Source organism: Methanobacteriaceae archaeon (assembly GCA_013403005.1).
In the GTDB taxonomy this organism is placed as follows: Archaea; Methanobacteriota; Methanobacteria; order Methanobacteriales; family Methanobacteriaceae; genus Methanobacterium.
Map to the genome: position 1 here is coordinate 13,082 of JACBOA010000014.1, position 26,921 is coordinate 40,002.

Below are 26,921 nucleotides of genomic sequence, written 5' to 3' on the forward strand. Positions count from 1 at the left end.
TCGTGAGGTTGAAATTCAACTGATCGAAATAGAGTTAAAATTCTAAATTGAACCAAATAAAGTCTAAATAATTCACCGGATACAAAATGGATTAATTCTTAATAGATTAATAAAAATTATATTTGGATTAAAATATTTTTATGTATCCAGAGAAGGATTTGACAAAATTAATAATTAAATATGAACATAACCAATTAAGTGATGCAATATGAAAATTAAATACAATACATTCATAGTTAAGGATATGGACGAATCCGTGAAGTTTTACACCGAAGTTATGGGATTTGAAGTAGATAGCGAACACCATCCTCATCCTGGAGCAAAAATAGTGTTATTAAAGGGGGAGGGAGATACTATGATAGAGCTTATACAAAATACAGAAAACGATCCCGGCCTATTTTGTATAGGGATGGATGTTGAAGACATTCAGGGCACAGTGAAAGAACTCAAATCTAAAGGTGCCAAAGTCACCATGGACCCCATCCCCATAACTGTGGGAAAACTGGCCTTTATAGAAGACCCAAATGGGGCTAGAATTGCGCTGATTCAGCATATATAGCCCCAATTTTTAAATCAACATTCTTTAATTAAATTAACATTCTTTAAACTTTTTCTATATTTTGCTGCTTTATATAATCACGCTTTATATAATACTATATCCACTTCCCTTAGATCTCGAGCCGCTGATCAAATATCTAAAATACTAAATCAAGAATTAGATTACAATGAAACTGCAATAGTTTATGATTGTTTAGGATTTGAAAAAATATAGATAAATAAAAAATTGATTTTAAAAATCATCCCCATGTGCAAGTGAAAAATAATATAATCAGTTATTTTTTCTATTTTTTTATTTTTTTGTTTGATCTTTTTTGGTCTTTACCTACTTTATCAAAATACATTCCCAGGGCTGGGACTCCGTATTAATAGTGGCGTACAACTCTTTTTCTGGATCCTTAAATAAATCCTCACAAGTGAATTCTAAATCTGCGGCTTTTTTAACCGGATATATCCGACCCCTTGCGCTTTTAACAATTATCTCATCCTCTCGACTAATACCAACTACCAATTGCTCTATTTCCTTGGCCATAGTACATAACTCCTGAATTTTTAAAATTAATTAAAATTTTATTCTTATACTATAATAAGAAAATTCTAAATCTTAAATTAAACTATTTTTTTCCTTTATGAAATTTTTTATGAAATACCAACCTGCAAGCAGCACCCCCACATTTTAAAAAAAAATATCACAATTTTGAAAATATTCAACACTAACTTAATAATTTTAATTTCAAAATTGAAAATATTCAATATATTTATATACTATAACTTAATAATCTTAATCTATATATGCACAATATTGAAGTCGTGTATGGTGGTGAAAAAAATGAAGGGCAAAAAGTTAAAAATACGGGTGAAAACGGATAAATTTTTCATTCCAATCCCAGCTTTGCGAATTTCAACCTATAGATGGATTTTAAAACAAATCCTTAAATATTATCCATCTAAGGATAAAACAGGAACCTCCCAGGATGGTGAATACATGGACACCTTTTTTCGCAACCTCTCACCACAGGATCTTGACCTGATTTTTGACCAGTTAGAAAGCACTGAACCATTTAAAATGGTGGATATTAAAGCAGATGATGAAAAGGACGGCAAAGTAACGGTGGAAATATACACCATAGGAGGATGAAGTTATGAAACGTGAAGTGCCCGGGATCTGTCCCATCTGCAACAGCGCAATTAAGGTTACTGAAATTGGTTGCAAGAAGTGTAAAACAGTCATCAGAGGCGAATTCGATCTTTGCAAGTTTTGCAGACTGAATGAACAACAAAAATACTTCTTGGAAGTGTTTATAAAAAACAGAGGCAACATTAAGGAGATTGAAAAGGAACTAGGAATATCTTATCCCACAGTGAGAAACAAACTGGATGAAGTGATTTCAGTTCTGGGACACAAAGTTAAAAAACCAGCGCATGATAAAAAAGAAATCTTGGAAAAGCTTAAAAATGGTGAAATCACCAAAGATGAGGCTTTAAAGTTATTAAATGGTAAAATATGAGGATTAAATGAATAGGAGTGGATGAATATGTCAAACATGAAAGATGAAAGAATGCAAATTTTGGAAATGGTAGAAGAAGGGAAGATAAATACCTCGGAGGCAGCTGCGCTACTGGATGCTCTGGAAGGAAATGAAGTGGAAATAAAACCTAGAACAGATGCCAAATGGTTAAAGATCCGGGTGAAAACCATGGATGACAACCCTAAAGTGAATGTGAACATACCTATTTCCCTAGTGGAAGTTGGTTTAAAACTGGCACAAAAATTTGATCCCAAACTGAAAGAGTCCGGCCTGGAACAGATCGACCTGGATGAAATCATAGAAGCTGTGAAAAATGGAAGAGAAGGTAAAATTGTTGATTTGGAGGATGAGGAAGACCAGACCAAAGTCAAGATTTATGTAGAATAGTTAAAGAAAATTAGTGGTCAGGTTTCATAGAGAGTTGAAAATTAGATAGTTATTGGTTGTTTGGGAAGTTTAGATTATAATTCAGCTTCTATCAAGCTGTAATGATCCAAACTCCATATAACTTTTAAAAGTTTTCATGTTGCACTGCATCCTCGGGACAGTTATCCACACACATCCCACAGAGTATGCATTTATCCTCTTCTTCAATAGTGGGAATTGAATCTTCATCATCACGTTTAAATATTCCCACGGGACAATTGGAAACACAAGTACCGCACTTGGTGCATAATTCAGGATCAATTTCTATCTTGGGCATTTCATTTCCTCCAGAATAAAATTAGATGGATATTAAAAATAATATTTTCTCATTTTTCACCCCATAATGTCCCACATAATACTACCAAGTTTCACATACATACTACCAGTTTGATGATTCTGATATTTTCAATAATGCTGAAAAGTGTAAAAACAAAAATTTGCAAAATATGCGTATTTTCATCAAACCATATATACTGGCTGCTTAAAAAATTATAATTTCGTAGATTAATAAGTTAAGCCTTGTTTTTTATGATTAACATAGGTAATAGTGAGGTGGTGATCATGATATTCACCTCACTTTCAATTATTAGAAACAAGATTTACATGTTCGCATGGGTTTTTTCAGAATCAATCTATAATTTTCAGGGGAGCTTGTAATTTTATATCTTCCTTTATTTTTTTGGTATCAATTTTCCAGTGCAGTTTACTGATCTTTGACTAAAAAATGGCTGATAAAAAAAAATGGCAATTTTTAAACTTATAATTTTTCCTCTTCCACCCTGCCACTGAACTTTCCAGGTTTCCTAAGCTTTTGATCGTCATAAAGTTCTTTTTCTGACTGATAAGAGTAATAGTGCTATTGTTTTCATATTATTCTAAGTTGGGGTAGATAATATTCAATGTATTCCTGGTGATTTTTTTCCAAATCAAGCACTCCTTAAACATCTCTAGAATAAAAGATTTGAAGGATTATCCCGGCACATTGTCTGGATTTGTTTCCAGGTGATTCCCTGGTTCATCATTTCTTCAATCATCATCTTCATTCCCACCACTGGCTGGGGGTTGTGTTTCTGACCGAAATCCGTGGCTAGTATACAGTTCTGGGCACCAACTTCCTTTATGGCTTCAACCATAACTTCCGGATTAATTTCATCATGCTGGGGCATGGTTGCCACCCAGCAATGCTCCAGATAAGCATGACGGGCCATTTCTTTCTGTTCATCAATAGTAGCACCCACCACCCGGGTTAAGGGATGATTGATCAATATTTTCTCCACACCCTGACTCCGGCACTGGTCAATTACCTTAAATATCTCAGGGGCCTGTATATGGCCAGTGCCCAGGATTAGATGGTAATCATAAACCAATTTGATTATTTCTTCTAACTGCTCATCTGTAATCTTAACCCTTTCATGATGAATGGTGGGAAGCCATACCAGTTTACCCCCCATTAATGCGCAGCTTTGAACCGCTTCCGGGTTTAAACCTCCCACTGTCTGGTTAAGGGTTAAACCTCCAAATACCTGAAATCCGGTTAATTTATGAGTAATATAGGCCCGGCCTGCGGTGGGTTCCGCATGGGATTTTATAACAATGGCCCGCATACCTTTCTCTTGGGCTTCCAATGCAGCTTCATAATCATCCAGAAGTCTTGGTTTTAAATCGGGACTGGTGTGAATGTGAGTGTCAATGAAACCGGTTAGTGTTCCTTTTTCAGGGCTGTATTTTTCTTTTGATTTCTTCATAAAGATTGCCCCCCTCAGAATCCATGGCAACGATTAATGGTCCGAAATCCTTTACCTCCAATTCCCATATGGCTTCAGGAACCCCCAGATCGAGCCAGTGCACATTTTTAACACTTAACACTGAACTCACGTACAGTGCAGCGCAGCCTCCCACTGCAGCCAGGAATACTGCTCCATTTGTTTTTAAAGCTTCAGCAGTTTTTTCATCCATCCCCCCCTTCCCTATTACTGCCAGGGCTCCTTGATCCAAAATTTCGGCCTGATAAGGATTCATACGACTGCTGGTGGTGGGTCCCACTGCCACCATATGATACTCCCCTCCATCATTCTTGATTATGGGCCCTGCATGGAATATGACTGCTCCTTCCAAGTCTATGGGTGTTCCCCTCTCAATAATTCGTTTATGAGCACTGTCACGGGCTGTGTAAATCTTTCCAGATAAATAAACCGTATCTTTAATCCTTAATTTCCGGATATCTTCTTTATTTAAAGGAGTTTTGAGATTAAATATCATATTTTTCACCATTTTGTGATGTAAATTAGTCTATATGAATATAATGGGATTTTAGTGTATTTAATTTATTATCCTAATTGGTAAAATTAGCGATTAATATTATTTATCCCCTGAAAACAACTAAAATAAGAATCAGAATCAATAGAACTATTACTACACTTAATATCACAAGGGGATCTGTTCTCTGGTATAAATCAAGAATTTTATCCATGGCAGTTGGATTTTTCACTCGTAGCTTTTTTTGATTTATAGAAGTCATTAAACGTTCTTCCTCTAACAAAATATTCAGATATTGCTTTTTACTGGCGATATTAGATTCTCGATCAAGAAAATCCCATAACTCCTCTTCTTCCTGCATATCTTTTATGTAGTTTTCCCCAATACCAATTTTGGGGAAGATATCTTTAAGTGCTTCTCTTCTTTCTAATATTCTATTTTCAAATGAATCCAAAGCTTGTAAATTTTTACGGTGAGCAGCTACTTTAAAGTCCAGTGTTTCCCTGTCTTTACAGTATTCCAATGAATTCCCACACTCACATTTTAAAAAATCAAGAGGAGATTCATTTTTTTTAAGTTTATAATAACCCCCACAGTGATTGCAAAAAAGATAACCCCCACCATGAGATTTAGAGATATTATCTCTCTTTAAAGCCATTGAAACACCTTATAATTGAATAATTAATTTCAAGACTTAGAACTCGATTTTCCAATGATACAATGATCTTGCATATGTTCCAAATCTGTATTTCTTAAAATGCTTCTTGTCTATTACTTTACCAGCATAATATTAATGCTTTTTGGAAAGATTATGCTACTACTATGCCCATAAAAAAAACACCGGTACTAATTGGAGTGAGAAGTTTCCAAAAAACGGGAAATAAATTAATTATAGGTCTAGGTTAATTTAATAATGGAATTTGAATATAATATTACTATTATATATTCGAAATGAGTCAATTAAATAATGAAAGATTTGAAAATATGCCTCACCAAGATTATTATCATAATGAAAGGATTCAGAATCTATTCAATATCCTTAAAGAACCAAAATCTCTGGATGAAATAGATTTAGGTGAGTCCTTTATTCAGAATTTACTTCTAAAATTAATTTCCAGTTACGGGATCATTGAAGTTGCTAAATTACGTGAATTGACTGGATTGCACTTTGATATTCTTGAGGAATGTCTGAGCAGACTTGAAAAAGAAAATTTTTGTTATAAATCCGGTGGAGGATTTCTTTTTGCCAGTGTAGAGTTTACTATAAAAAAATTAGGTAATTTAAAAGCAAAGAAACTCCTGGAAGAGGAACCCTATATGGGTATAGCTCCAGTGAGTTATGATAAATACTGTGAAATAATGGAAGCGCAATTGAGCGACCGTTTTCCCACGCACATACCAGAAAACATTATTGAACATGCCTTTGATGGTGTGATTGGAGTTTCAAATGCCAAAAAAATTTTGGTGGAATCTGCCACCAGTGGTCAGGGATTTTTTATCTCCGGTGCACCAGGAACTGGTAAAACATTCCTAACCAGTAAAATGCCCAAACTAATGTCACCCATTGTAATTCCTAAATTTGTGGAGTTCAGCCATAATATTATACAGATTTATGACCCTGATTTCCACCAATTGACTTCTGAACAACCTGAAGATCCTCGTTGGGTGAAAATATACGCTCCATTCATATTCACAGGGTCAGAACTAACCCGTAAAAATCTTGAAACCCATTACAACCCTCAGAAAGGACTATATGAAACTTCCCCCATTATCAAGGCCAATGGAGGGGTTTTACTTTTAGATGATCTGGGAAGGCAAAAGGAAGATCCCAATGATATTTTAAACAGGCTCATTGTTCCTCTTGAAAATAAAAAGGATGTGATTTATGTTAAAGGAACTGCTGCAGTCTTGCTCACCCATTTCATACCAGCCATGGCAACAAATATGGATATAACTATTATAGATGAAGCACATCTGCGTAGGGCACCCCTTTATGTTTTTATGGGACCGCCCAGTTCTGAAGAGATTTTAACTGTCTTTAAGAATAATCTTGATGAATTGAATGAAAAATATGATGATTCTGCTCTGGAAAGATTTATGAATGTTTATCTGCCACGTGAAGAAGGAGGTGAAGACTTAAAACCTACCTTTGCCCATGCACGTGACATTGCACTCATAGCCCAGGCTATCAGAGTAACCAGGCAGGAAGATATTATTAATGCCGATATAATTGAAGAAGCCCTTAAACAGCATATTTTAATTGTGATGCAGAGAAATTCCTCTTCTGAACTTCAAAGGTCCAGTTGAAAAGGGAATAATCTTAACTAAATACAATTCAGTACATGTAAGTACAATACATAATAGATGCACTTAAAAATTCCCCTTTTAAAACCTGGACCAGATCCCCATATAATTTGATAATATTTTGATAATCTGGAAAAGTTGAAGGTAAATTGAGATAAAAGTATAGTATTACTTTTTTTATTTTTAGTAATTTTTAATAATTTTATCCTTGTTGAATTACAAAAGATTATAATCGAGAAATTACTAGATTTAATTGGAAATTTTCATTTAATAATCATTAAAATCCTCTAAAATTGTATAAAATATTATTAATAATGTTTAAAGAATCTTAGATATTAAATAAAAATCTAATTATAAATAAAAAGAACAGACTTAATATATTAGTTGATTCAACAGTTATATTCCAATCACTGCAAATAATTGATTAAATTTAAAACCCCCCAAAAAAATTGTTTATATATAATTTAAACATTTTAATCCTTCTAAAAGAGTGCCATTAATTAAATAATCAAAAACATATGATAATAATTCTAAATAGTTCAAACATACTAATTGAGATGATTCTAACCATTCATAATTACAATCTTAATTAACACGATGATTTGAGGTGAGTTATGTCGGCTGTTGATAATATTACAGATCTTTCCAAGTACCTGGTTACCCTTCCACCCAGCAGGTTTTCAATCTTAACCATGACCTTTCTAAGCTTCCTTACAGGAGCTATTGCCGCCTACCTAGAACCAGATTCATCCGTATTTGATAGTATAGTTTATGGTGGTTCAACAGGCTTTCTGATCTTCGGTTTAACTTCCATAATGGATGGAGCTATTACCCAGCCACTGATTAACGCCATGGATGGAAGGCATATGAAGATGAAGCAGGCCATGTTTATTTCCCTCATCAACATGGTTGTAGTGTCCCTGGTATACATTGTAGGGAGTTTAGTGTCCACTTTTACAGTTTACAGTTATATTATTGATGCATTAATCCTAGGATGTGCCCTGGCCTTTGGACTCCGCACTTTCATCATATGGGGTACTTCCAATATTGGAGCAGTGAGATCCATTTTAATCTCTGCCATACAACCCATCCTCATCCTGAGCATGGTAGTGGTCATCGTATTTTTAACCAGCATCAGCACCAATATAGGACCCTTCAGCATCATAGCAGTGGCCTTAAAAGGACTGGTGGCAGGATTAATACTGATGATTGCCATTTACTCCTTTATACTGGTAATTGAATCACCAATAAAGCGTAACCTGGGGGTGGGAGGTTTAGAGCTATTATCACTCTTCATTGCCCAGTACACTGAGGGTTCCCGGGCCATGGAAAAACTTTTCCAAGACATGGGTGAACCCATAGACACCCTGGTGGGTGTGGTGAGTTTTAAAGGAGAAGAAGGTATAAAAGGACTATTCATATCCCCCTCTGTGCATCCCGGTCCTGTTGGAAACATCGGAGGGGGTAACATGCCTACTGTCCTGGCAAAGAGCTTTGATCATTTTACCATGGTGAGCCATGGTCCCTCAACTCATGATTTCAACCCGGTTAGCTCCCAGGAAATCTGCAAAATCAAAAAAGTAGTTGAAAATGCACTGGAGGGAATGGAGTACTCATCCCTGGCCAGTCCTTATATGGTGGTGGAAAGTGAAAAGGCAAAATTAGGAGCACAGTTTTTCGGAGATAATTTACTGCTTCTCGCCACTTTCGCACCAATGGGCTTTGACGATATCGACTTTGGTGTTGGCCTTTCTGTGATTAAAGCAGCGCAGGGCCATACCCAAGCAGAGAACATTGTACTGGTAGACTGTCACAACTCCTTTAAAGGAGAATCAGGACGAGTGCTGCCAGGTAATCCAGAGGTATTCCAGTTACTGGACGCAGTAGAAAAACTTGAAAAACCCCCACAAAATGAATTTAAGATGGGATGTGCCAGTGATAACATTCCAGAATTAGGTAAAAAGAGCGGAGTGGGGCAAAGTGGAGTTAAAGTTATGGTATTAGAAGTTAAGGGACAAAAAACGGCATACATACTCCTGGATGGTAACAATATGGTTATGGGATTTAGAGCTGAGCTACTGGAAGCTGTGGCTGAAACTGGAGTAGATTGTGCCGAGGTCATGACCACTGACACCCACTATGTCAACACCCTCTCCGGAGGCCACAATCCCCTGGGAGTAAAAGACAGAGACCTAATCATCCGAAAAACTGTTGAGTGCACCAAAAAGGCCATAAATGATCTGGAACCAGTAATGGCTGGAACTAAACTGTTGAAAATATCAAACATCAATACACTGGGCCCCACCCATGCCACGGAACTGGTAACTACCATCAGTTCCATTGTAGCCGTAAGCAGAATAGTAGCACCCCTGGTATTTGTACTGGCACTGATCTTCGTTTTCATCTGGATTTTTTACTGGACGTTTTAAGATGAAAACTGGAATGATAACTCTAAAATATAGATTAATCCATAAAATTGTTTGAATCATAAAAGGACTAATCCTTAAATAAAGAATAAAATTGATAAAAATTTAAAAAATAAATTGAATAGGTGTTTAAAGGATATTTCACAATTTTTTTAGATTTTATGTGAATATATCTACATGTTGTAAAGGAGTACCCATACGATTATCCATACAAAGAAGAATGGTAAAATCCCACTCCATAGCCATCCTTTGGTTCCGCCAACTGCTTCCTTACCAAATAACTTCTCAGATATTTGACCACCTATATAAAGGATGATTAACGCTGCCAGGACTGCTAGCACTTCGTTTTTACCCACGCCAGATATAGCGCCGGTTGACAGTAAAAATGATGCGTAACCTGCCACAATGGCAAGCACTGCATGTATACTGGTTAGCTTAACTTCTATTTCCATACTTTTCCTCCGTTTTACATATTAGTTTATACGCATATAATATAGATAAAGGTGTGTTTATGAAAGCCATGTCCAATGTTGATCTTTACGCCATTTCACATGAACTCAACGAACTCCTTACAGATGCCCGGGTGCAGAAAGCATATCAACCCAGCAGGGACACGGTCATTATACGATTCCATGTTCCTGGAAAGGGAAGAGTTGATGTGGCTTTTCAGGCTGGTTTGCGAGTGCATACTACACAGTATCCACCAGAAAACCCCAAGGTACCTCCGTCATTCCCCATGCTACTGCGTAAACACTTAAAAAACGCAACAGTAAAGGGAGTTAAGCAACATAATTTTGACCGTATACTGGAAATTGACATCCAGAAGGAACATCGCTTTACACTGATTATTGAACTTTTCTCCCAAGGGAATATAATACTTTTGGATGAAAATGACCGGATTATCCTACCCCTGAAACACCGCCATGCCCAGGGTCGCAAGATAACTTCCCAAGAAAAATACCAGTACCCTCAAGAAAGAGGCATTCATCCCCTTAATGTGCAACTGGAAGATTTAAAAGATTTATTCCAAAATTCTGATTCTGATCTTATCCGCACACTGGCCCGGAGCGGTTTGGGTGGATTGTACTCTGAAGAAATATTCCTGCGCTCAGGAGTGGATAAAAAACTTGCATCCAGTGATGTGAGTGACCAGGAAATTGAATCCATTTACCAGAGCATGACTGAACTTTTCAAACCCCTTAAAACTTTCAATTTCCAGCCTCAAATTGTTCGAGAAGTCATTGCTGAAAAAAATATTGAGAAAAATGATAGTAATGAAAAATTAGAGGACAAAAACAGAGAAAATAAAGAAGATGATAAATTTAAGAAGCCAGAATATGGTAAAGAGGATGTGTTACCCCTGGATCTTTTAATGTATAAAAGTTTTGAGAAAGAACGCTTTGAAACCTTCAACCAGGCTGCAGACGAGTTCTACAGTGGAAAAATTGGTGCTGATATTAAGAAGGTTCAGGAGGATATCTGGGCCAAAGAAGTGGGTAAATATGAAAAAAGGCTCCGTATACAGGAAGAAACCCTGGAAAAATTCCAAAAGACAGTGGTTGAATCAAAAAAGAAGGGTGATCTGTTATATTCTCATTACTCCCAAGTTCAAAACATTTTAGACACCATACACCAGGCCCGGGAGAAGTATTCATGGATGGAAATCGCATCTAAATTGAAAAAAGCCCGTAAAGAAGGTTTAAAAGAGGCGCAGATTATTGAATCCTTGGACAAGATGGGTGTACTCACCCTGAATATTGAAGGGGAAAGGGTGACTGTGGACGCCAATATAGAAATCCCTGAAAATGCTGAGAAATATTATAATAAAGGTAAAAAGGCCAAAAGGAAGATTAAAGGGGTGCATATTGCCATTGAACGCACCAAAAAAGATGTGGAGAGAATGAGGAATAAAAGGGAGCTGGCCCTGGAAAGGGTTCGAGTTCCTCAGAAAAGGGTCAAAAGAGAGCTTAAATGGTTTGAAAAACTCAGATGGTTCTTATCTTCTGATGGTTTGCTGGTTATTGGTGGTAGAGATGCAGGTACCAATGAACTGGTGGTTAAACGTTACCTGGATAACCAGGACATCTACCTCCACTCTGACATACATGGTGCTCCCTCTGTGGTTATTAAGAAGGGTGAATTTGAGGGTGATATTCCTGAATCAACTATCCTGGAAGCAGGTTCCCTGGCTGCATCATTTTCCAGTGCCTGGGCTAAAGGTTACGCCTCCCAGGATGTTTACTGGGTTTTCCCGGATCAGGTATCCAAAACCCCCCAGTCCGGTGAATTCGTGGCCCGGGGAGCATTCATAATCAGGGGCACCCGTAATTATCTCCGGGGAATTCCCCTTAAAATAGCAGTGGGTATTGTGGATTATGAGGGTGAAAGGATAATGGCCGGTCCAATAGAAGCAGTGGCAAAATATACAGACAACTACGTGGTTCTAAAACCCGGTTTCACCAAAAAGGAAGAAATTGCCAGATCAGTTCTTAAAAAGATTGACCCAGAGCGTATATTAACCCTGGAAGATGTGATCAGGGTCTTGCCATCAGGTAAATGTGATTTTGCATAAATATCAAATAGAGTAAAAATCGAAGTCTTTTTTTTAGACTAAAAAAAAACAATTTCATTAAATAGAGTGTAGATTAAGATTTTTCATTCTCTTTAATCTTCTTTTTAAGGATGTAATTAATATCAATAAGGTATTTTCCCTCTTCATCAGAGACTATTACTGATTCATCAGTCAATAGAGATTCCAGGTTAACCTCGTAAACTCCGTGTTCATGGACCATAATGGTTTCCACGGATTCCCCCCGGACATCCTTGATTTCCTGGACTTTTCCCTGGTTATGGAATTCGAAGAATTTACTACCGCAATTGGGGCATCCTTTCAGGATAAGGTCCTCTGAGTCCTTGTATTCCTGTCCGCATTTAATACATCGATGCATCATTACCACCAAGGCTGGCTACCATGGAAATGAAATTTGATTTGCGTTTCACCTGTTTCATAATGTTCGCCGGACCTATTATGGTTATACCCACTGTTTTCCTTTTGGAAAGACCTAAAAATGAGGTTTCATTCTTTTCCAGGGTGTAAATATCGATTCCTACAAAGCTTTCCACATCGATTTCTCGCATGGTGGTTTCAATAAGTTCTGCCTCTTCTTCAGGCTCTAAACCACCCTCCAAAACTATAACTTCACCTTTTTTAACTCTTTCCACGATCATGAATATCTTCTCAATGCTGCTTTTATCTTTCAATGCATCCTGTGAGATGAAATCCATTTTCAGGGTGTTAGCATCATCCATGAAACTCACTCCTAACTGAACCGGTCCACCATGGCCTGGTATAGTTGGTCCGTGTTCTCCCCGTGCAGGGCTGATATTCCCACTACTTTATGCTGCGGGAAAACAGAATTAATTCTTTCAATATTTGATTCAGGAAGGTCAACTTTGTTGGCCACTATGACAAAGGGTATGTTGCGTGCTTCCAGATTTCCTATTATCGTGATGTTAGCCTGGGTGAGAGGATCCTTAGTGGAATCCACCACCAATAACACACCAGTCACATCATCCAGCCATTTAATTGCTTCAATGATTCCTTTGGTAGCTTCCTTGGCTCTTTCTTTAGCTTCTCGCTCGGATAGACCGAACTGTAAGAAGTTTTTATAATCAATTTTGGTGGCAATCCCTGGGGTGTCAATAATGTCAAAATCTAACTCCACACCATTGTAGTTTAGGGTCACCCTTTCCTGACGGTAGACCCTTCTGGTTTCGTGAGGGATTTCCGATACCAGTCCCAAAGATTTCCCAGTCCAGTCCTTGGTCATTCGGTTGGCCAGGGTGGTTTTTCCTGAGTTAGGATGACCGTAGAAACCGATTTTGAGTTTTTTTTCCTTTCCAATTAGCTTGTTGAAGATGTCTCTGAAAAATTTTTTTCTGAAAATTCTCTGCATAATATCAACCATTTAATCACTCTTGTAGGTGGCAATCTAACTATTTCCCGGGTCTGAATATAAACTTGAATTTACAGTTCTCTAAAATTCATCTATAAACTTAAAATAACCATTTGTTCTATCCTCTAATAATTGCGTGGTTCTATCCTCTAATAATTGTGGGATTCTTCTCTGGCTATAAAATCATTTAGCAATTTTACTATCTTTGTTAAATGCAATATAAAAGATGACCTAAATAGTTACAAATCTGGCTTCTAATTAGTTTAAAATGTTTAAACCACTTTATCATTACTCGGAATAGGTTTCACCAGGTTTAAGAACTTCCACTTTAGTTTCAGTGGATAGTTCAACCAATTCTTTGAATCGGTAGGGGTTCTGTTCAATCACTGGAAATGTGTTGTAATGCATGGGTATTATGACTTCCGGTTCTATCCAGTTTGCAGCAATGGAAGCCTCCCTGATTCCCATGGTAAACCTATCACCAATGGGAAGTAAGGCTATGTGTGGCCTGTAAATGGCTTTTATAACCGTTTTCATATCCCCAAAGATACCGGTGTCTCCAGAATGATAAATCTTTCTCTCATTTTCCAGTTCCAGTACATAACCACAGGAACTTCCCCCAGGACCAATACCCTTCACAAAATCCATGTCTGAAGAATGAATGGCATTTACCATGGATATCTTTATTCCCTGAGATTCAATAGTTCCTCCCATGTTCATGCCAATGGTTTCCAGTTCCTGTTGTGACAGGTAAACTGAATGCTCGTGATTGCAAACTATGAGGGCATTGTTACTTTCAGCGAGTTCAACTGTGTCTCCGAAATGGTCTTTATGTCCATGAGTGACACATATTATGTCTGCTTCCAGTTCTTCAACATCCACCGGGCATGCAGGGTTATCAGTGATGAATGGATCAATTAAAATGTTGATCTTGGATGTAGAAATGGAAAATGCAGAATGTCCCAACCATCTGATATTCATGCTTTCATCCCCAGGTCAACATCTTGCGATATTCCCCAAGCATCCTCAAACATTCTTTCAATCTCTGAGATAGATTTTTTATCCTTATAAATCACACCCACCTCATAACTTTCATAAATTGGATCTGTGGATATTATAAGACCATTGGCATCATCAGCCACTATGGCTACGGTGTGTACATGGGGCATGGTTCGGATTTGAACATTTTTTTCCTGGAGTAGTTTTATCAACTCCACCGATGCATCATCATCTAAACTGGCTTCCTGGATGATTATGCGACTTTCAGTATCCATGAACTTCTTTAATATACTTACATCAATGTTGCGTACCCAGGGATACATCATAAGTAACTTATTCTCAGCAGTTGAAATAGTATCCTTCATAGCTTCCTGAACATCCTGAGCCTCGAAGGACCATATTATAGAAGGCTCAGTTGAATCTGTTTTTAATTTGTCTATGGTGCCCTTGAAAGAATCCAATCTCTCATCGATGATACTTTCAATATCTTTAGCATTTTGAATATAATTTTCTTTAAGTTTATCCAGCCTGTCTTTAACAAACTGATCATCTCTACCTGGCCGGGTTTTCAGTTCTTTGAGCCTTTCTTTATCAGCAGTCTCCAGGACAGATTTGGGTACAGGTTTTGGTTTTTCTTCTTTTTTTCTAACCGGCTTAATTATTGGAGGTTTGGGAGGTTCAGTTACCTCTTTTTTACTGATTGCAGGTGTTTCAACCTTCGAGGGTTTAACATCAGCTTGAGTAATATCTTCAGGTTTTTGAACTTTGCCCGGTTTTTTAACTGGAGCTATTCTTTTAGGTTTAGGAGGAACCTTCTGTTTGGTAGAAAGATCTGGAGGCATGGTTACTGCAGGTTTAGCCTTGGATTTTTCCTTTTCAGTGCTTTTTAACGCTTTTGAAGGAGCTGAAACTTTGTCTTTTTTTATGGGTGCTTTGGAGGTGGGCATAGGTCCAAATTTAGGACCGGTGTCTTCACGTGGTTTTGGTTTAATAGCTCTGGGTGGGGAGGTGGGGGCTTTTTTAGATGGAATCTGATCCTTAACAGGAATTTTAGAAGGTTTAATGGGTTTTGCAACTGCCTTTTTAGGAGTTTTAGTTTTTTCAGGTTTTGGTATTGTCTTTCTGGATAAATCAACCCTGCTACCGAAAACTATAATCAAAATTAGTCCTAAAACCGATGCAATTAACCCTACAAAGAATGCAACAGGGTTGGGTGGAATTTTAAAACCAAGGTACATAAAGTAAAATCCACCAATAAGCAAGAGAACCCCGAAAACGCTGATAATTAAATTGATCATCCTCATACCTCCTAATCTTATTATGTTAAGGATTATTTATAAATTATTAGTTTCATCACACACCAAATTTTATCATTCTTTCAATTCAGGTCTTAAAGGAATAATCTCTAAATAAAATTGGTCCTAACTAATTATTAATATTTTCCGGATTTTCTTTATATATCTTACATATTAATTGTCCATAAATCCTCTATATACATTGACTTGGAGAAAAATTGGCAATTAAAAAATAATATTACAGAATTTCTCTACTAAGACCATATTAATAATTCATTTAAATATCATTAAGGACCTCTTTCACTTTCCCTGCACTTGCGGATTATTTTTACTGCATCTTCTGTTCCATTGTACTTTGAAAAAATCTTTCTGGTTTTAGCTGCATTAATTTGCAGTGCATCATCTGCCATTAAATGGTTAACTTTATCCTTTAATTTTTCCGGGTTTAAACTTCCCATGTTTTCAATGTGGGCGATTCCATAGTTTTCCATTTTCTTGGCATTTTTAAGCTGTTCCGGGTGATTCTCTATGGGTACCATTAGGCTGGGAATGCCCAGGGATGCTATTTCCATGGAGGTGGTGTGTCCTGCCAGACTTACTATGAAATCTGATATTTTCATCCATTCCATAATATCTTTCAGGAATTTCTTGCAGATTAGACGTGATGAAGAAAGGTCCAGATTTAACTTTACTTGAGGTCCCGTAACCATGATTATTCTATCACAATCTATGTCTGGTGCTGCTTTATATAATAGCTTCAGGAGTTTGTTCCCAAATTCAGACCCCCCCACAGTGGCCATAACAATTTTTTCAGAACTTTCAAATCCGAAACTCTGGCGAAGTTCTTCTTTACTGGCCATGGCATTAGGGTCCATCTTTAGAATTGGCCCGGTGTAGTTAACCCGTTGTCGAATCTGTAGGGGTACTTGATATGAATTTTCTATATCCGGTATGATTATGGAATGACATAATCGGGATACATCTTTAATGAAACGTTGCAAACCAGTTTCCAAGTATTCCATGGTGCGGTCTTTCTGGTAAACTTGCCTGAAATCAGGTGTTAGATCGTTACTCACCAGTACACAGGGTATTCCCAGTACTTTGCAGGTGATGGGAACTGAATAATGGGAATCTGAAACAACCACATCTGGGTTAAATTCCTTGATAATGCGAGATTCATGGTAAATACTTTTCAAAAAAATATATGGTGCATCTATGGATTTGCGGGCGGTGTGTTTAAGGTTTAGCTCACCTTCACTCCCATAGAATTTGATGGTGGGAAGTTCAAAAACTCGGTAATCAGTGAACTCATCCAGCATCTGGAAGCCTGAACCATAACTAGCAAAGAGAACCTCATCACCATATTCCTCTAATTTTTTAGCCAGTGCCAAAGAGCGGGAGGTGTGTCCCATGCCAATGCCACATGGTATTAGGAGTACTTTCATTTATTTGCCTGCAAATGATTCTTTATATGAGTAAAAAAATCATCAATTGGATTAAATGAGTTAGTTGGAGTGAGTTGCAATAATTTTAATAAATTATCTAATTATTATTTTATTTACTTATACTACTTACTTTTATATTCTCATTCAATTAAATAATGAGGAGTTATAGTATATTATGGGTATAAATTTATAGAAAGATTTATTTACATATAAGTATATTTATTAATAATAAGGGGTAAGGTTGGGAATAAATTGTTTTTTAATGATGAAAAAGGGCAAGGGGCGGCAGAATATATACTACTGTTTGGAGCCATGATTGTTCTGGCTATTGCAGCAATAATAATTTATAATAATTATGTGAAATCCACCACTCCTTTTGATTCATCAAGTGATCTAAACAATGTCCGAACAACTAGTGCGCTCAAATAGACTCAAATAGATTTATCATTTTTTTATTATAAGAGATTATTCCTGAGACTGTACAAAAGAAACAATACTTTTGAACATTTCTAGAGATCCTTTATTATTACTCAAACTCCAGGCCAGTTTATTCCTAAAATTATTTTTGGGTTCCTCACCCTGGGAATTCATATAAAAAATTGTTTGGTTAAAAAGAGCGTCGGCTCCAGTCTCAATATTTAAATCTCCCTCATTTTGAACTTCATCGATTTTTCTGCGGAAGATTCTTTTTAGATTCTTGGATGCCCGGTATACTTCCTCATGATCATTACTTTCTAATTGTTTCAGGATGGTTTCTATTTCCACGAAATCCATTCTGGAAACACCAAACACAATGCCCTCTGGTCTTATAGACTGAATCCTTTTAACACCATCATATATCGAAAAATCATAATCAGCAATATAGATCTGACCCTCACGTAAAAGAGCCATCAGAGACTCATTGAAAGTTTTATCAGATGTTCCGACACCTGATTTGGATCTGATAATTTCTAAAATCTTTTTTTTAGATAATTCATCATTTTCAAGTACTTCCAAGATCAATCTTCTTAAATTGTAATTTTTGGGCATGTTTCACAACCATCTAATATTAATATGTGATAATATGCACAAAGAACTATATAAAAGATAATTGTATGTGACTACAAGTTATATGCAAGGTACATATATAAATTGAATAAACATGTGTTGGTATCATATGAATATTGTTCTCTGCGAACAATGAAAAAATTTATATATGAAAACCAACAGAGAACAATGTACATAATACTAAAGACCCTTTGGAGGTAAATAAAATGAGCTTTTTGAAAGATGAAGGTGGACAAGGAGCAGCTGAATATATCTTATTGTTTGGTGGTGTAATTGTTATCGCAATAGCTGCACTACTGATCTACAGAGCATACTTCAGTGGAACTTCCGGATTAAACGCCAGTCAGGACGTTAACACCATCCGAACCACAATCAAATAGACATATCCATAAAAAAGGTTTCAAACCTATTTATGGATCAATTTTTTTTTAAGTTTTTTTTATTTATTATTTTTAAATTTTTTCACTGTGCCTTGAATTATTAGTTTTATTAGTTTTTCACAATTTTAAGCTTATTATTCCATAATTCAGCTAAACATTAAGCTAACTGATCTATCTCTAATAAAGGATAATTATTCGGGATTGAATGGATATACATACAAGATTCCCGATGATCCAATTCATGAAATATTTGATTTCAAGCCCATTGTTCTTAAATTAGAGATATATCCATGAATCAAATCATGGCAATATTTAACACATTTGCAAGTGAAATCTTATTAGAATTGATGTGAAGAACTTTCAAAAAAAAATTTTTCAATAAACCATTGAAAATTGAAAAGTATTATAAATCTTGTCCATATCGCTCAAGAGAATTGTCTATCTATTAAAAAATAATTTATAGCAAGAATCCTATAAAAATAAATAAGAGTATTTGATGATACATGACTGTAAAAGATTAACCATAATAGATTAGGGTGGATTAGAAATGGATGAAAAAGGTCAGATTAGCGCTGAAATGATATTATTAATTGGTGCCATGTTAGTGATAGTAATTGTTGCCGGTGGATACATAATGGGCATTACCAACTCCATAGCAGGGAATATTACTCAAGTCATCAACACTGCAAGAGACAGTGCTATTAATAAAATGTAATTATGGAGAATTAACCTTAGGAGATTTAGGGAATTATTTAAATTAAATAATTAATTTTTATCCATGATTATATTATTGCCCATACAACTGCCCGATTACTATAGTATAAAGGTTTGAAAACAGTTGAATTATTGTTTTCAATAACTAGTTTAGTGAAAATAGAATTCTCGAATTTTTTATCCATAACCACTGCTTTTTTACCATTGATGATGAAAACACCAAAATCACTGTTGGGATCCATAAAACGCTTTACGATGGTACGGTTGTCAATGAATTCCACAAAATAGGGAGTTTTATTTTCCCAGGTTAAATTTCCCGTTTTAAAATCCATGAATATATCATTGGTAGAATTGAGAAAATCTGAAGTGGTATTCGCCCTTCCCACTGAGTAGATGTAATTTTGGGATGATTTTTCATTGAAGTCCCACTCACCAAACTGGAATATCCAATGACCAATACCAATCATTTTATCATTAGTTACTACCACAAACGGGGATGGCTTATCAGGATGAGTGTACTTTAAAACTTCATCAGCCTGATTTTCATTTATATTATAATTATCCAGAAGTAGGTTTCGAGCATTGGATCTGTCAATACCCAGGATGTGGTTCAATATTTCCACACTTTTGCTGGTATTTCCAACATACATATCAAGTGTAATATAGCCCTGATCACCACTGGTACTTAACATACGCATTATCCCTAAAGAAAGAGTCTCATTATCGGTGGAAAATGCTTTATTAATCCAGTAATCCCTTGATATGCTGGGTGATTTATCTTTGTAGGGGAATAAATCATCATAGTTACGCACAGGTAATGTTTCTATGTAACCCATTCTACCATCCTCAAGAACCGGGCGATTTGCAATAGCAGTATATAAATGGCCATTATTCCAATCACCTACTATAACCGTGTTTTTAGGAGTGTTATTATTGATCCAAACTGAAACAGCCCAGATATCATCATTTATCCCGGGAGTTAGCAGAAAACTGTTTTCACTAGGCCACATTCCAGGAAGTACTGCTAATATCACAATTAAAACCGATAAAACCTTAATTGAACTGGGGTGTTTTTTGAAAAAATTGATTTGATTGGTGTTTTTTAAAAGACCTAAATATTCAGTGCATATACCCACCATTATTCCAGTGTTCACCACCAGAGGAGGGATTAACATTACCAGGAATCTTTCACCACTATTTAAGGTGATGAAACCAGCCAATGTCCAAAAAACCAAAAATGAAAAGGTTATCCACCTCATTTTCTTGATGAATTTTTGGCTTAATTCCTCATTTAACAGTAACCTGAATGTCCATACAAGGCCAAATAATCCGGCGAATAACGTGATTCCAAGACTGGAAATTACCACCTCGACAGATGGCTTGATGAGTTCGGAAACTGAAGTGTAAAGATTAGGCCAATCAGCCCATGAACCGCCACCATAAGATAAATTAACAAGTTGTAAAGGTCCGAATACTAGTTTTAAAATATTTACAAATCCTGTGAAAAGCCAGACAAGCATTAAAGTAACCGCTGAAAATAATAGAAGGTTATATAAATGTTTAGCTATATTTTCCCCACGTATTTTGGATATTATGATGTAAACAGCCCAGAAGATACTTATGAGGTAAAATAGATACTGCCAACCGTTCCAAGCAAGTGAAAAGAGGAAGAGAGATATTGCAGTAAGGCATGAGTAAATTAATCCCTTTTTATCAGGAGAATTGATGTTTTCCATTGCTGAAAAAAATAAGCCAACCACCAAGAAGGGGAATAATAAATTGAACATATCTGTATCAAACCATCCAGGGACGGTTCGAACAAAATAGTAGGGAATGGTAACTGATAAGATACCTGCAGCCACTGCACCATACTGGTTGGTTAATCTACCCACCAAAAAGTAAGCGGCAATACCCGCCAGTGGGGCTATGAATGCAGAAAGCCAGAAACAAACAACCAGGAGAGGAATATCTGCAAATAAGTTAATAAATTTATAGATTAATGCCGTTAAATAAACGATTAAAGGAGGATAATCCAAGGGTACTCCAGGAGGGTAATATGAATGTAAATCCCATTCTACTCCATTAATTTTAGCATCACCCAAATATCCATGGTTCAGATAGTTTTCTGTTAACCGGTAGTTATAGTAAGAGTCCAGTTCATACATGTAAGGGAGGCCGTTTTGATCTTGATAGTAATGTTTTTCCATATCTGAAAGTGTGTCAAGATGGGTGGTTTCCACTCTCATAATAAAACCAATGAAAAAAATTAGCAAGATAATGGATATTCTAATAAAGACTTTTTGATTCATTTAAACTCCCAAATAATCTTAAAGAATGATTGAACTAACTTTAAATATAGATTAAGTTTAATAAATCATTACCGAATGACTTGTAATGATTCAAATTCAACTGATTGTTTGAAGTGTTCTAATTTATCCCACCAGAAGAATTAGATTAATTGGATACGTTTTTTATTCTGTATATTTTAATGAATCCATATCCATTGGTATCATTAGCCGGTATTTCACCTATTAGGGTGCAGTTTTGGTTTAGAAAGTTCTCTATATATTTATCTTCACTAGCCCAAACCTCTCTATCAAATAGAATGTATTCAACTTTTAAATCTGTTAACATGTCTGTTGTTTTTATTTTATATTGATATGAACCTTCACCGTAACTGATATCGCATCCATAATAACGATATTCCTCTTGTAATGCTATCCAATAATTGCGGTCTCCAATTACCACACTCCCTGGTGGAATGTATTTTTGAACTTCCTCTTTAATTGCTTCATAATCATAGTTTTTTGTTTTTTCTAAAAAATTATTCAGAAATATGCAGTTTCCCACAATTAACACTACCCACAAAAAAATCAAGACTATTGAATTTATAGATTTTCTATCTGGTTTAAACGTTATTTTATGGTTAAAGGTCAGAGAAAGTAAAATCGATAAATAAGGCATGATTATTCCCAAATAAATAAAGTATTTATGATAAACCAATATGGAAAAAACCCCTATACTCACAATTAAAACTAAAAGTAGAAATTTATCACCATATCTCCTCTCACAAACAAGATAGTGTAAGCCTAAACCCATTAAAATTAAAGACACAAGAAACACCGTGAATGTCAAAACCATCCCGTTATAAGTAACAAACCATTGAAAGAGCCCAGTATAACGCGTTGGCTCCATAATAAAATTATTGAAAGGATTTGAAGGTGATGATGCGATATTAGAGATGAATTGACCCTTAAAAGCAGCTAAATCCAATGATAAGTACCAAGCATAGGGAATCAAAGGTATGACAAATCCTAAGATCAAACTTGAAATTTCTTTGAAACTTAAATAAAATTTTAACTTTTTAAAATCTATTTTCTCAATTAAAATAATTAATAAAACAGCAAGTACAGCAATAAGACCATTAGGATGAGATAAAATTGAAAGAGTGGCGAAAAAAGCAGCAGCAAAATAATAAACCAACTTAGAATTCTTCAACGCCAAAAAGGTGAAATAAAGAGCAACAACCATAAAACAAGCCACAGCAATCTCCATCCGAGCATTCCGAGAAATAAAAAAAAACAAAGGATTCAAAACCAACAAAAAAGAAGCCAACAAACCCACCCTCTTATTATACAAATTCAAACCAAGCAAATATGTAAATAAAACCGTTAAAAAACCTAAAAAAACACCAACCATCCTAGCCTGCACAACCCCAAACCCAAACAATTTAAAAGAACCAGCCAACAACAAAAAATACACCGGAGGCTGCCAATAAGTAAAATTAGCAATATTATAAAAACCAAAAATCATACTAGTGCCCATATATCCAAACATAGCCAAATTATAAGCAGGATTAACAAACCAATTCTCATCCACGTTTATTACAGGAAATTTATCAAGATTAAAAGAATATAAAACCGTATAAAATAATAAGATTAGGATAATCTCTTTCTTCTGAATCAAAAAATGTTTAATGCGCATTTCTTAATCACTCCGCATCATAAGAATTGGTTAAATTACTAATTAGCATTTTTTACCCAGAATACCTTTATTATTCCAAATCCATGAGTATCATTAGCTGGAATTACAGCAACAAGTGTACAATTTTGGTTAACAAAATTCACTGTAGCTTCATCATCCGCCCATAAATCTTCAAAAAGAATGTATTCTGCTTTTAAATCTTTTAACATGTCTGAGGTGTTGATCTGGAATCTTTCGAGGCCGTAATAATTGTATTTATCATGTAATGCTATCCAATAATTGTGGTTTCCCACAACAATGCTTCCCGGGGGTATATATTTTTGAACTTCTTCTTTAATCTCCATATAATTGTAATCTTTAGTTTTTTCTAAAAAGTTATCCAATAACATACAGTTTCCAATAATTAAAACCAACCATAATACCAAAATGGAAATTGATAAAATTCCTTTTTTATTCATTTCTAAATGAATTTTATCTTTAAAAGTTAAAGCAATTAGAATAGAGAAATAAGGCATGATTATTCCAAGGTAAATAAAGTATTTACGGTATAATAAAGCAGATAGAACCACAAAATTTACAATTAAAATTATTAGTAAAAATTTATCACCGAAATTTCTCTCACGAACCATATAAAACAAACCTACAATCATCAATGTAAAAGCAGCTGCAAATACAACCAGGGTCAGGACTTCCCCCTGATAACTAACAAGCCAATGGTAAAGATTAATGAAACGTGTTGGTTCTGTTATAATATTATCGATTGGATTTGAAGGTGATTCACCTATATTATCCATGAATTGGCCCGTGAAAGCCTTTAGGTCCATGAGTATGTATAATAAATAAAGAATTAATGGTATAAAAAATCCTGAAATGAAGCTTGAAATTTCTTTGAAACTTAAATAAAATTTTAACTTTTTAAAATCTATTTTCTCAATTAAAATAATTAATAAAACCGCAAGTACAGCAATAAGACCATTAGGATGAGATAAAATTGAAAGAGTGGCAAAAAAAGCAGCAGCAAAATAATAAACCAACTTAGAATTCTTCAACGCCAAAAAGGTGAAATAAAGAGCAACAACCATAAAACAAGCCACAGCAATCTCCATCCGAGCATTCCGAGAAACAAAAAAAAACAAAGGATTCAAAACCAACAAAAAAGAAGCCAACAAACCCACCCTCTTATTATACAAATTCAAACCAAACAAATATGTAAATAAAACCGTTAAAAAACCTAAAAAAACACCAACCATCCGAGCCTGCACAATCCCAAAACCAAACAATTTAAAAGAACCAGCCAACAACAAAAAATACACCGGAGGCTGCCAATAAGTAAAATTAGCAATATTATAAAAATCATAAATCATACTAGTACCCATATATCCAAACATAGCCAAATTATAAGCAGGATTAACAAACCAATTCTCATCGCCATTGATTACGGGAAATTTATCAAGATTAAAAGAATATAAAACTACGTAACAGAATAATATCAATAATATTTCCTTATTTTTCCAAAAAAACTTTTTTGCCCCAATTTTAGTATTCATGTAAATCAAATAAGGATTTTTTAAGGAATTGATGATGTTTAATTCTTATAATCAGTCAAAGGATAGATAACTGGGATCAAAACGATTCATGAAGTGTATAATTTTATTTGTTAAACAATCAATTTGGCCCCATAATAAATGAATGATCTAAACATTATAAATATGTATATTGAAAAGCAGATATTGAAATACTCAAGGTTTTTCCATGATTAAAGATTACATTAACTTATTAAGTGAACTGGATTTCACCAAATTTCCCTATATTCTGATTTTCATTATTATTTTTATGCTATCTAGGGTTCCATTTTTAAATCTGGGTTTTGGTAATGATCCTGATGCCTGGAGGATAGCCAACACTGCATTCGATTTAAATCAATTCCTGATCTATCATACTTCACGTTTTCCAGGATATCCTTTACCAGAGTATGTAAATTCTCTGGTTATTAACTATGGTTGGGTGGCAACTAACAGCCTCACCATGATCCTGACACTAATTTCAATACTGGTATTTGCCAAAATATTAAAAGAACTTGAAGTTGAAAGTAAAGGATTAATAGTGCTAACATTTGCTTTTTTACCAATTGTGTGGATTAACAGTGTTAATACCATGGATTATATGTGGGCTGTGACTTTCATCGTCATCAGCTGGTACTTTGTAATAAAAAAACATTTTTTATTGGCTGGTTTAATGATGGGTTTAGCTATATCCTCCAGACCAACATCAGCCATACTCATAATTCCCTTTATGTATCTCATAACATCTGAAAATGATATTAAAAAATCATTATACTTTCTTTTAACATCATTAGCCGTGAGTATTGCCTTATTCTCCCCATTATTTTTCCAGTATGGATTGGGTTTTATCAGCTTTTATGGTAAACTAATAGATTTGAACCTTGTATACAATGATCTCATTTCCTCTTTCGGACTTTTATCTGTGCTTGCTTTTATATTATTAATAATTAAAACAAAAAAGAAAGACCTGACTTATATTAAACAGGATAACCATATGATTTTTGCTTTATTCGTAGTTTTTCTAGTTATAGTTTTATTTCTAATTAGCCCCTATGAAACAGCATATATCTTGCCTGCAATTCCCTTCGGACTTTATTTCTTAAGTCAAATTGGTAGTAAAAGAATCTTCAATATTTTTTGCATTTTTTTAATTTTAAACTCTTTTATTACAGTAAGCCTGAATTTTGAAACCTCCCAGATAGTGGAAAAAGGAGTAGTTTTTACTGACGCAGAGGATCGCATCCTACTAATTACAACTTTAGAAAAATTGACAAAAACTGAATTTAACAACTCAATTATTATCACCGGAGAATACTATCCCATTTTACATTATTTATCGAAAAAATCCGCGGCCAAACCCCAGAAATACATGGCAGAAAGCGATCCAAAAAATATACAAGTTTCATATTGGGATCCGGAAAGAAACACAAGTTACATTTACATGGCCAGTTCTGATGATATAATCAAATGGCAAATTAAAGGATATAAAATTTATTTTATGGGCCCATCCGCTTTGGAGCTGATTAAAATCAATTATAAATATGATTTAAGAACATTTAACGCTTCTAACATATTCAATTCAATCCAGCTTCAATTATAGGCTGACTTGACACGAATATAATCTTAAAATTTCGGAATTTGATTGATAGTGTTATTATAACGATCTTTTATGAGGAAAGTTCCATCAGCAATATAAACATTTATATCCTGATGTTGGTCCTGGAAACCTTTCGTACCTCCATAAACCCCATCCGGGTACAAGCCATTGGAAACTTTTCTACCAGTCATCCAAGCTAACTTCTCAGCAATCAATCTATCAGACCAGATGACCTGATTATTATGAGTATTATCTATAATATAAGATTTTAAAGGGTTATAATGCCCTTCAAATGGTATTTGGAGGTTCTCCCAGTGACCTGATTCTTTGTTGGGTAAACTCCCCACAATAATAGCCATTCCCAGCAATGAGTAGAACACAACCATAATTAGAAACACTATAGAAACAACAGATCCATGATTATTTTCCAGATATTCATATCC

The 26,921-nt window shown here is 35.2% G+C and carries 28 protein-coding genes; 11 read left to right on the top strand and 17 right to left on the bottom strand.

Annotated elements, in window-relative coordinates; all coding sequences use genetic code 11:
- Nucleotides 1-208: 208 nt before the first annotated feature.
- The gene (locus tag HVN35_09120) at nt 209-559 is read left to right on the top strand and encodes a VOC family protein (protein ID NYB52703.1); all 351 of its coding nucleotides are present in this window, start codon (nt 209-211) and stop codon (nt 557-559) included.
- Between the two features lie 324 nt (nt 560-883).
- Here HVN35_09120 and HVN35_09125 read toward each other — a convergent pair whose 3' ends face one another.
- Nucleotides 884-1,090 carry a hypothetical protein gene (locus HVN35_09125; GenBank protein NYB52704.1) on the bottom strand — a complete coding sequence of 69 codons (207 nt, stop codon included), beginning with the start codon at nt 1,088-1,090 and terminating at the stop codon, nt 884-886.
- 297 nt (nt 1,091-1,387) lie between these two features.
- Here HVN35_09125 and HVN35_09130 point away from each other — a divergent pair, with 297 nt between their 5' ends.
- The 3 genes from HVN35_09130 to HVN35_09140 are packed head-to-tail and all read left to right on the top strand — an operon-like array spanning nt 1,388 to nt 2,474.
- Nucleotides 1,388-1,696 (top strand): hypothetical protein, encoded by a 309-nt coding sequence (locus HVN35_09130; protein NYB52705.1) that lies wholly within the window; start codon nt 1,388-1,390, stop codon nt 1,694-1,696.
- Between the two features lie 4 nt (nt 1,697-1,700).
- Nucleotides 1,701-2,066: a DUF2089 domain-containing protein gene (locus HVN35_09135; GenBank protein NYB52706.1), complete on the top strand. Its 366-nt coding sequence runs from the start codon at nt 1,701-1,703 to the stop codon at nt 2,064-2,066.
- A 27-nt stretch (nt 2,067-2,093) separates the two neighbouring features.
- Complete coding sequence (locus tag HVN35_09140; GenBank protein ID NYB52707.1) at nt 2,094-2,474, top strand: hypothetical protein; 381 nt, start codon at nt 2,094-2,096, stop codon at nt 2,472-2,474.
- Between the two features lie 124 nt (nt 2,475-2,598).
- Here the strand turns inward: HVN35_09140 and HVN35_09145 are convergent, their stop codons facing one another.
- The 4 genes from HVN35_09145 to HVN35_09160 all read right to left on the bottom strand — a co-directional run bounded on the left by HVN35_09145 (nt 2,599) and on the right by HVN35_09160 (nt 5,427).
- Entirely contained in the window at nt 2,599-2,790 is a 192-nt protein-coding gene (locus tag HVN35_09145) for a 4Fe-4S binding protein (GenBank protein ID NYB52708.1), read from the bottom strand.
- A 670-nt stretch (nt 2,791-3,460) separates the two neighbouring features.
- The gene (locus HVN35_09150) at nt 3,461-4,258 is read right to left on the bottom strand and encodes a hypothetical protein (GenBank protein NYB52709.1); all 798 of its coding nucleotides are present in this window, start codon (nt 4,256-4,258) and stop codon (nt 3,461-3,463) included.
- Nucleotides 4,227-4,772, bottom strand: coding sequence for a fumarate hydratase C-terminal domain-containing protein (locus HVN35_09155; protein NYB52710.1), 546 nt, complete (start codon nt 4,770-4,772; stop codon nt 4,227-4,229). The genes HVN35_09150 and HVN35_09155 overlap by 32 nt, the downstream gene beginning before the upstream one ends.
- Nucleotides 4,773-4,875: 103 nt before the next feature.
- The gene (locus HVN35_09160; protein NYB52711.1) at nt 4,876-5,427 is read right to left on the bottom strand and encodes a hypothetical protein; all 552 of its coding nucleotides are present in this window, start codon (nt 5,425-5,427) and stop codon (nt 4,876-4,878) included.
- 326 nt (nt 5,428-5,753) lie between these two features.
- Here HVN35_09160 and HVN35_09165 point away from each other — a divergent pair, with 326 nt between their 5' ends.
- Nucleotides 5,754-7,076 (top strand): ATP-binding protein, encoded by a 1,323-nt coding sequence (locus HVN35_09165; GenBank protein NYB52712.1) that lies wholly within the window; start codon nt 5,754-5,756, stop codon nt 7,074-7,076.
- Between the two features lie 611 nt (nt 7,077-7,687).
- Nucleotides 7,688-9,502 (top strand): DUF2070 family protein, encoded by a 1,815-nt coding sequence (locus HVN35_09170; GenBank protein ID NYB52713.1) that lies wholly within the window; start codon nt 7,688-7,690, stop codon nt 9,500-9,502.
- 170 nt (nt 9,503-9,672) lie between these two features.
- Here the strand turns inward: HVN35_09170 and HVN35_09175 are convergent, their stop codons facing one another.
- Nucleotides 9,673-9,951 (bottom strand): DUF5379 family protein, encoded by a 279-nt coding sequence (locus HVN35_09175; GenBank protein ID NYB52714.1) that lies wholly within the window; start codon nt 9,949-9,951, stop codon nt 9,673-9,675.
- A gap of 59 nt (nt 9,952-10,010) precedes the next feature.
- On the opposite strand from HVN35_09175, the gene HVN35_09180 reads away from it, so the two are divergent.
- The gene (locus tag HVN35_09180; protein ID NYB52715.1) at nt 10,011-12,071 is read left to right on the top strand and encodes an NFACT family protein; all 2,061 of its coding nucleotides are present in this window, start codon (nt 10,011-10,013) and stop codon (nt 12,069-12,071) included.
- Between the two features lie 73 nt (nt 12,072-12,144).
- Here HVN35_09180 and HVN35_09185 read toward each other — a convergent pair whose 3' ends face one another.
- The 6 genes from HVN35_09185 to HVN35_09210 all read right to left on the bottom strand — a co-directional run bounded on the left by HVN35_09185 (nt 12,145) and on the right by HVN35_09210 (nt 17,194).
- On the bottom strand, nt 12,145-12,447 hold the full coding sequence (locus HVN35_09185; protein NYB52716.1) for a hypothetical protein: 303 nt from the start codon (nt 12,445-12,447) through the stop codon (nt 12,145-12,147).
- Entirely contained in the window at nt 12,431-12,808 is a 378-nt protein-coding gene (locus HVN35_09190; protein ID NYB52717.1) for a DUF2073 domain-containing protein, read from the bottom strand. Before HVN35_09190 ends, HVN35_09185 begins: the two co-directional genes overlap by 17 nt.
- Before the next feature lie 11 nt (nt 12,809-12,819).
- Nucleotides 12,820-13,455 carry a 50S ribosome-binding GTPase gene (locus HVN35_09195; protein NYB52718.1) on the bottom strand — a complete coding sequence of 212 codons (636 nt, stop codon included), beginning with the start codon at nt 13,453-13,455 and terminating at the stop codon, nt 12,820-12,822.
- A 288-nt stretch (nt 13,456-13,743) separates the two neighbouring features.
- Nucleotides 13,744-14,436: a metal-dependent hydrolase gene (locus HVN35_09200; GenBank protein ID NYB52719.1), complete on the bottom strand. Its 693-nt coding sequence runs from the start codon at nt 14,434-14,436 to the stop codon at nt 13,744-13,746.
- Complete coding sequence (locus HVN35_09205) at nt 14,433-15,752, bottom strand: hypothetical protein (GenBank protein ID NYB52720.1); 1,320 nt, start codon at nt 15,750-15,752, stop codon at nt 14,433-14,435. The genes HVN35_09200 and HVN35_09205 overlap by 4 nt, the downstream gene beginning before the upstream one ends.
- Nucleotides 15,753-16,036: 284 nt before the next feature.
- Nucleotides 16,037-17,194, bottom strand: coding sequence for a UDP-N-acetylglucosamine--N-acetylmuramyl-(pentapeptide) pyrophosphoryl-undecaprenol N-acetylglucosamine transferase (locus tag HVN35_09210; GenBank protein ID NYB52721.1), 1,158 nt, complete (start codon nt 17,192-17,194; stop codon nt 16,037-16,039).
- A gap of 252 nt (nt 17,195-17,446) precedes the next feature.
- On the opposite strand from HVN35_09210, the gene HVN35_09215 reads away from it, so the two are divergent.
- Nucleotides 17,447-17,623 (top strand): class III signal peptide-containing protein, encoded by a 177-nt coding sequence (locus HVN35_09215; protein NYB52722.1) that lies wholly within the window; start codon nt 17,447-17,449, stop codon nt 17,621-17,623.
- 36 nt (nt 17,624-17,659) lie between these two features.
- On the opposite strand, the gene HVN35_09220 is transcribed toward HVN35_09215, so the two are convergent.
- On the bottom strand, nt 17,660-18,223 hold the full coding sequence (locus tag HVN35_09220; GenBank protein ID NYB52723.1) for a hypothetical protein: 564 nt from the start codon (nt 18,221-18,223) through the stop codon (nt 17,660-17,662).
- A 224-nt stretch (nt 18,224-18,447) separates the two neighbouring features.
- Here HVN35_09220 and HVN35_09225 point away from each other — a divergent pair, with 224 nt between their 5' ends.
- Entirely contained in the window at nt 18,448-18,621 is a 174-nt protein-coding gene (locus HVN35_09225) for a class III signal peptide-containing protein (GenBank protein ID NYB52724.1), read from the top strand.
- Nucleotides 18,622-19,168: 547 nt separating this feature from the next.
- Nucleotides 19,169-19,336, top strand: coding sequence for a class III signal peptide-containing protein (locus HVN35_09230; GenBank protein ID NYB52725.1), 168 nt, complete (start codon nt 19,169-19,171; stop codon nt 19,334-19,336).
- A 67-nt stretch (nt 19,337-19,403) separates the two neighbouring features.
- Here HVN35_09230 and HVN35_09235 read toward each other — a convergent pair whose 3' ends face one another.
- The 3 genes from HVN35_09235 to HVN35_09245 all read right to left on the bottom strand — a co-directional run bounded on the left by HVN35_09235 (nt 19,404) and on the right by HVN35_09245 (nt 24,866).
- Entirely contained in the window at nt 19,404-21,644 is a 2,241-nt protein-coding gene (locus HVN35_09235) for a peptide transporter (protein ID NYB52726.1), read from the bottom strand.
- A 145-nt stretch (nt 21,645-21,789) separates the two neighbouring features.
- The gene (locus HVN35_09240; protein ID NYB52727.1) at nt 21,790-23,319 is read right to left on the bottom strand and encodes a glycosyltransferase family 39 protein; all 1,530 of its coding nucleotides are present in this window, start codon (nt 23,317-23,319) and stop codon (nt 21,790-21,792) included.
- Between the two features lie 38 nt (nt 23,320-23,357).
- Nucleotides 23,358-24,866 carry a glycosyltransferase family 39 protein gene (locus HVN35_09245; protein NYB52728.1) on the bottom strand — a complete coding sequence of 503 codons (1,509 nt, stop codon included), beginning with the start codon at nt 24,864-24,866 and terminating at the stop codon, nt 23,358-23,360.
- Between the two features lie 286 nt (nt 24,867-25,152).
- Here HVN35_09245 and HVN35_09250 point away from each other — a divergent pair, with 286 nt between their 5' ends.
- On the top strand, nt 25,153-26,481 hold the full coding sequence (locus HVN35_09250; protein ID NYB52729.1) for a hypothetical protein: 1,329 nt from the start codon (nt 25,153-25,155) through the stop codon (nt 26,479-26,481).
- 23 nt (nt 26,482-26,504) lie between these two features.
- On the opposite strand, the gene HVN35_09255 is transcribed toward HVN35_09250, so the two are convergent.
- Entirely contained in the window at nt 26,505-26,864 is a 360-nt protein-coding gene (locus HVN35_09255; GenBank protein ID NYB52730.1) for a hypothetical protein, read from the bottom strand.
- Between the last annotated feature and the right edge of the window lie 57 nt (nt 26,865-26,921).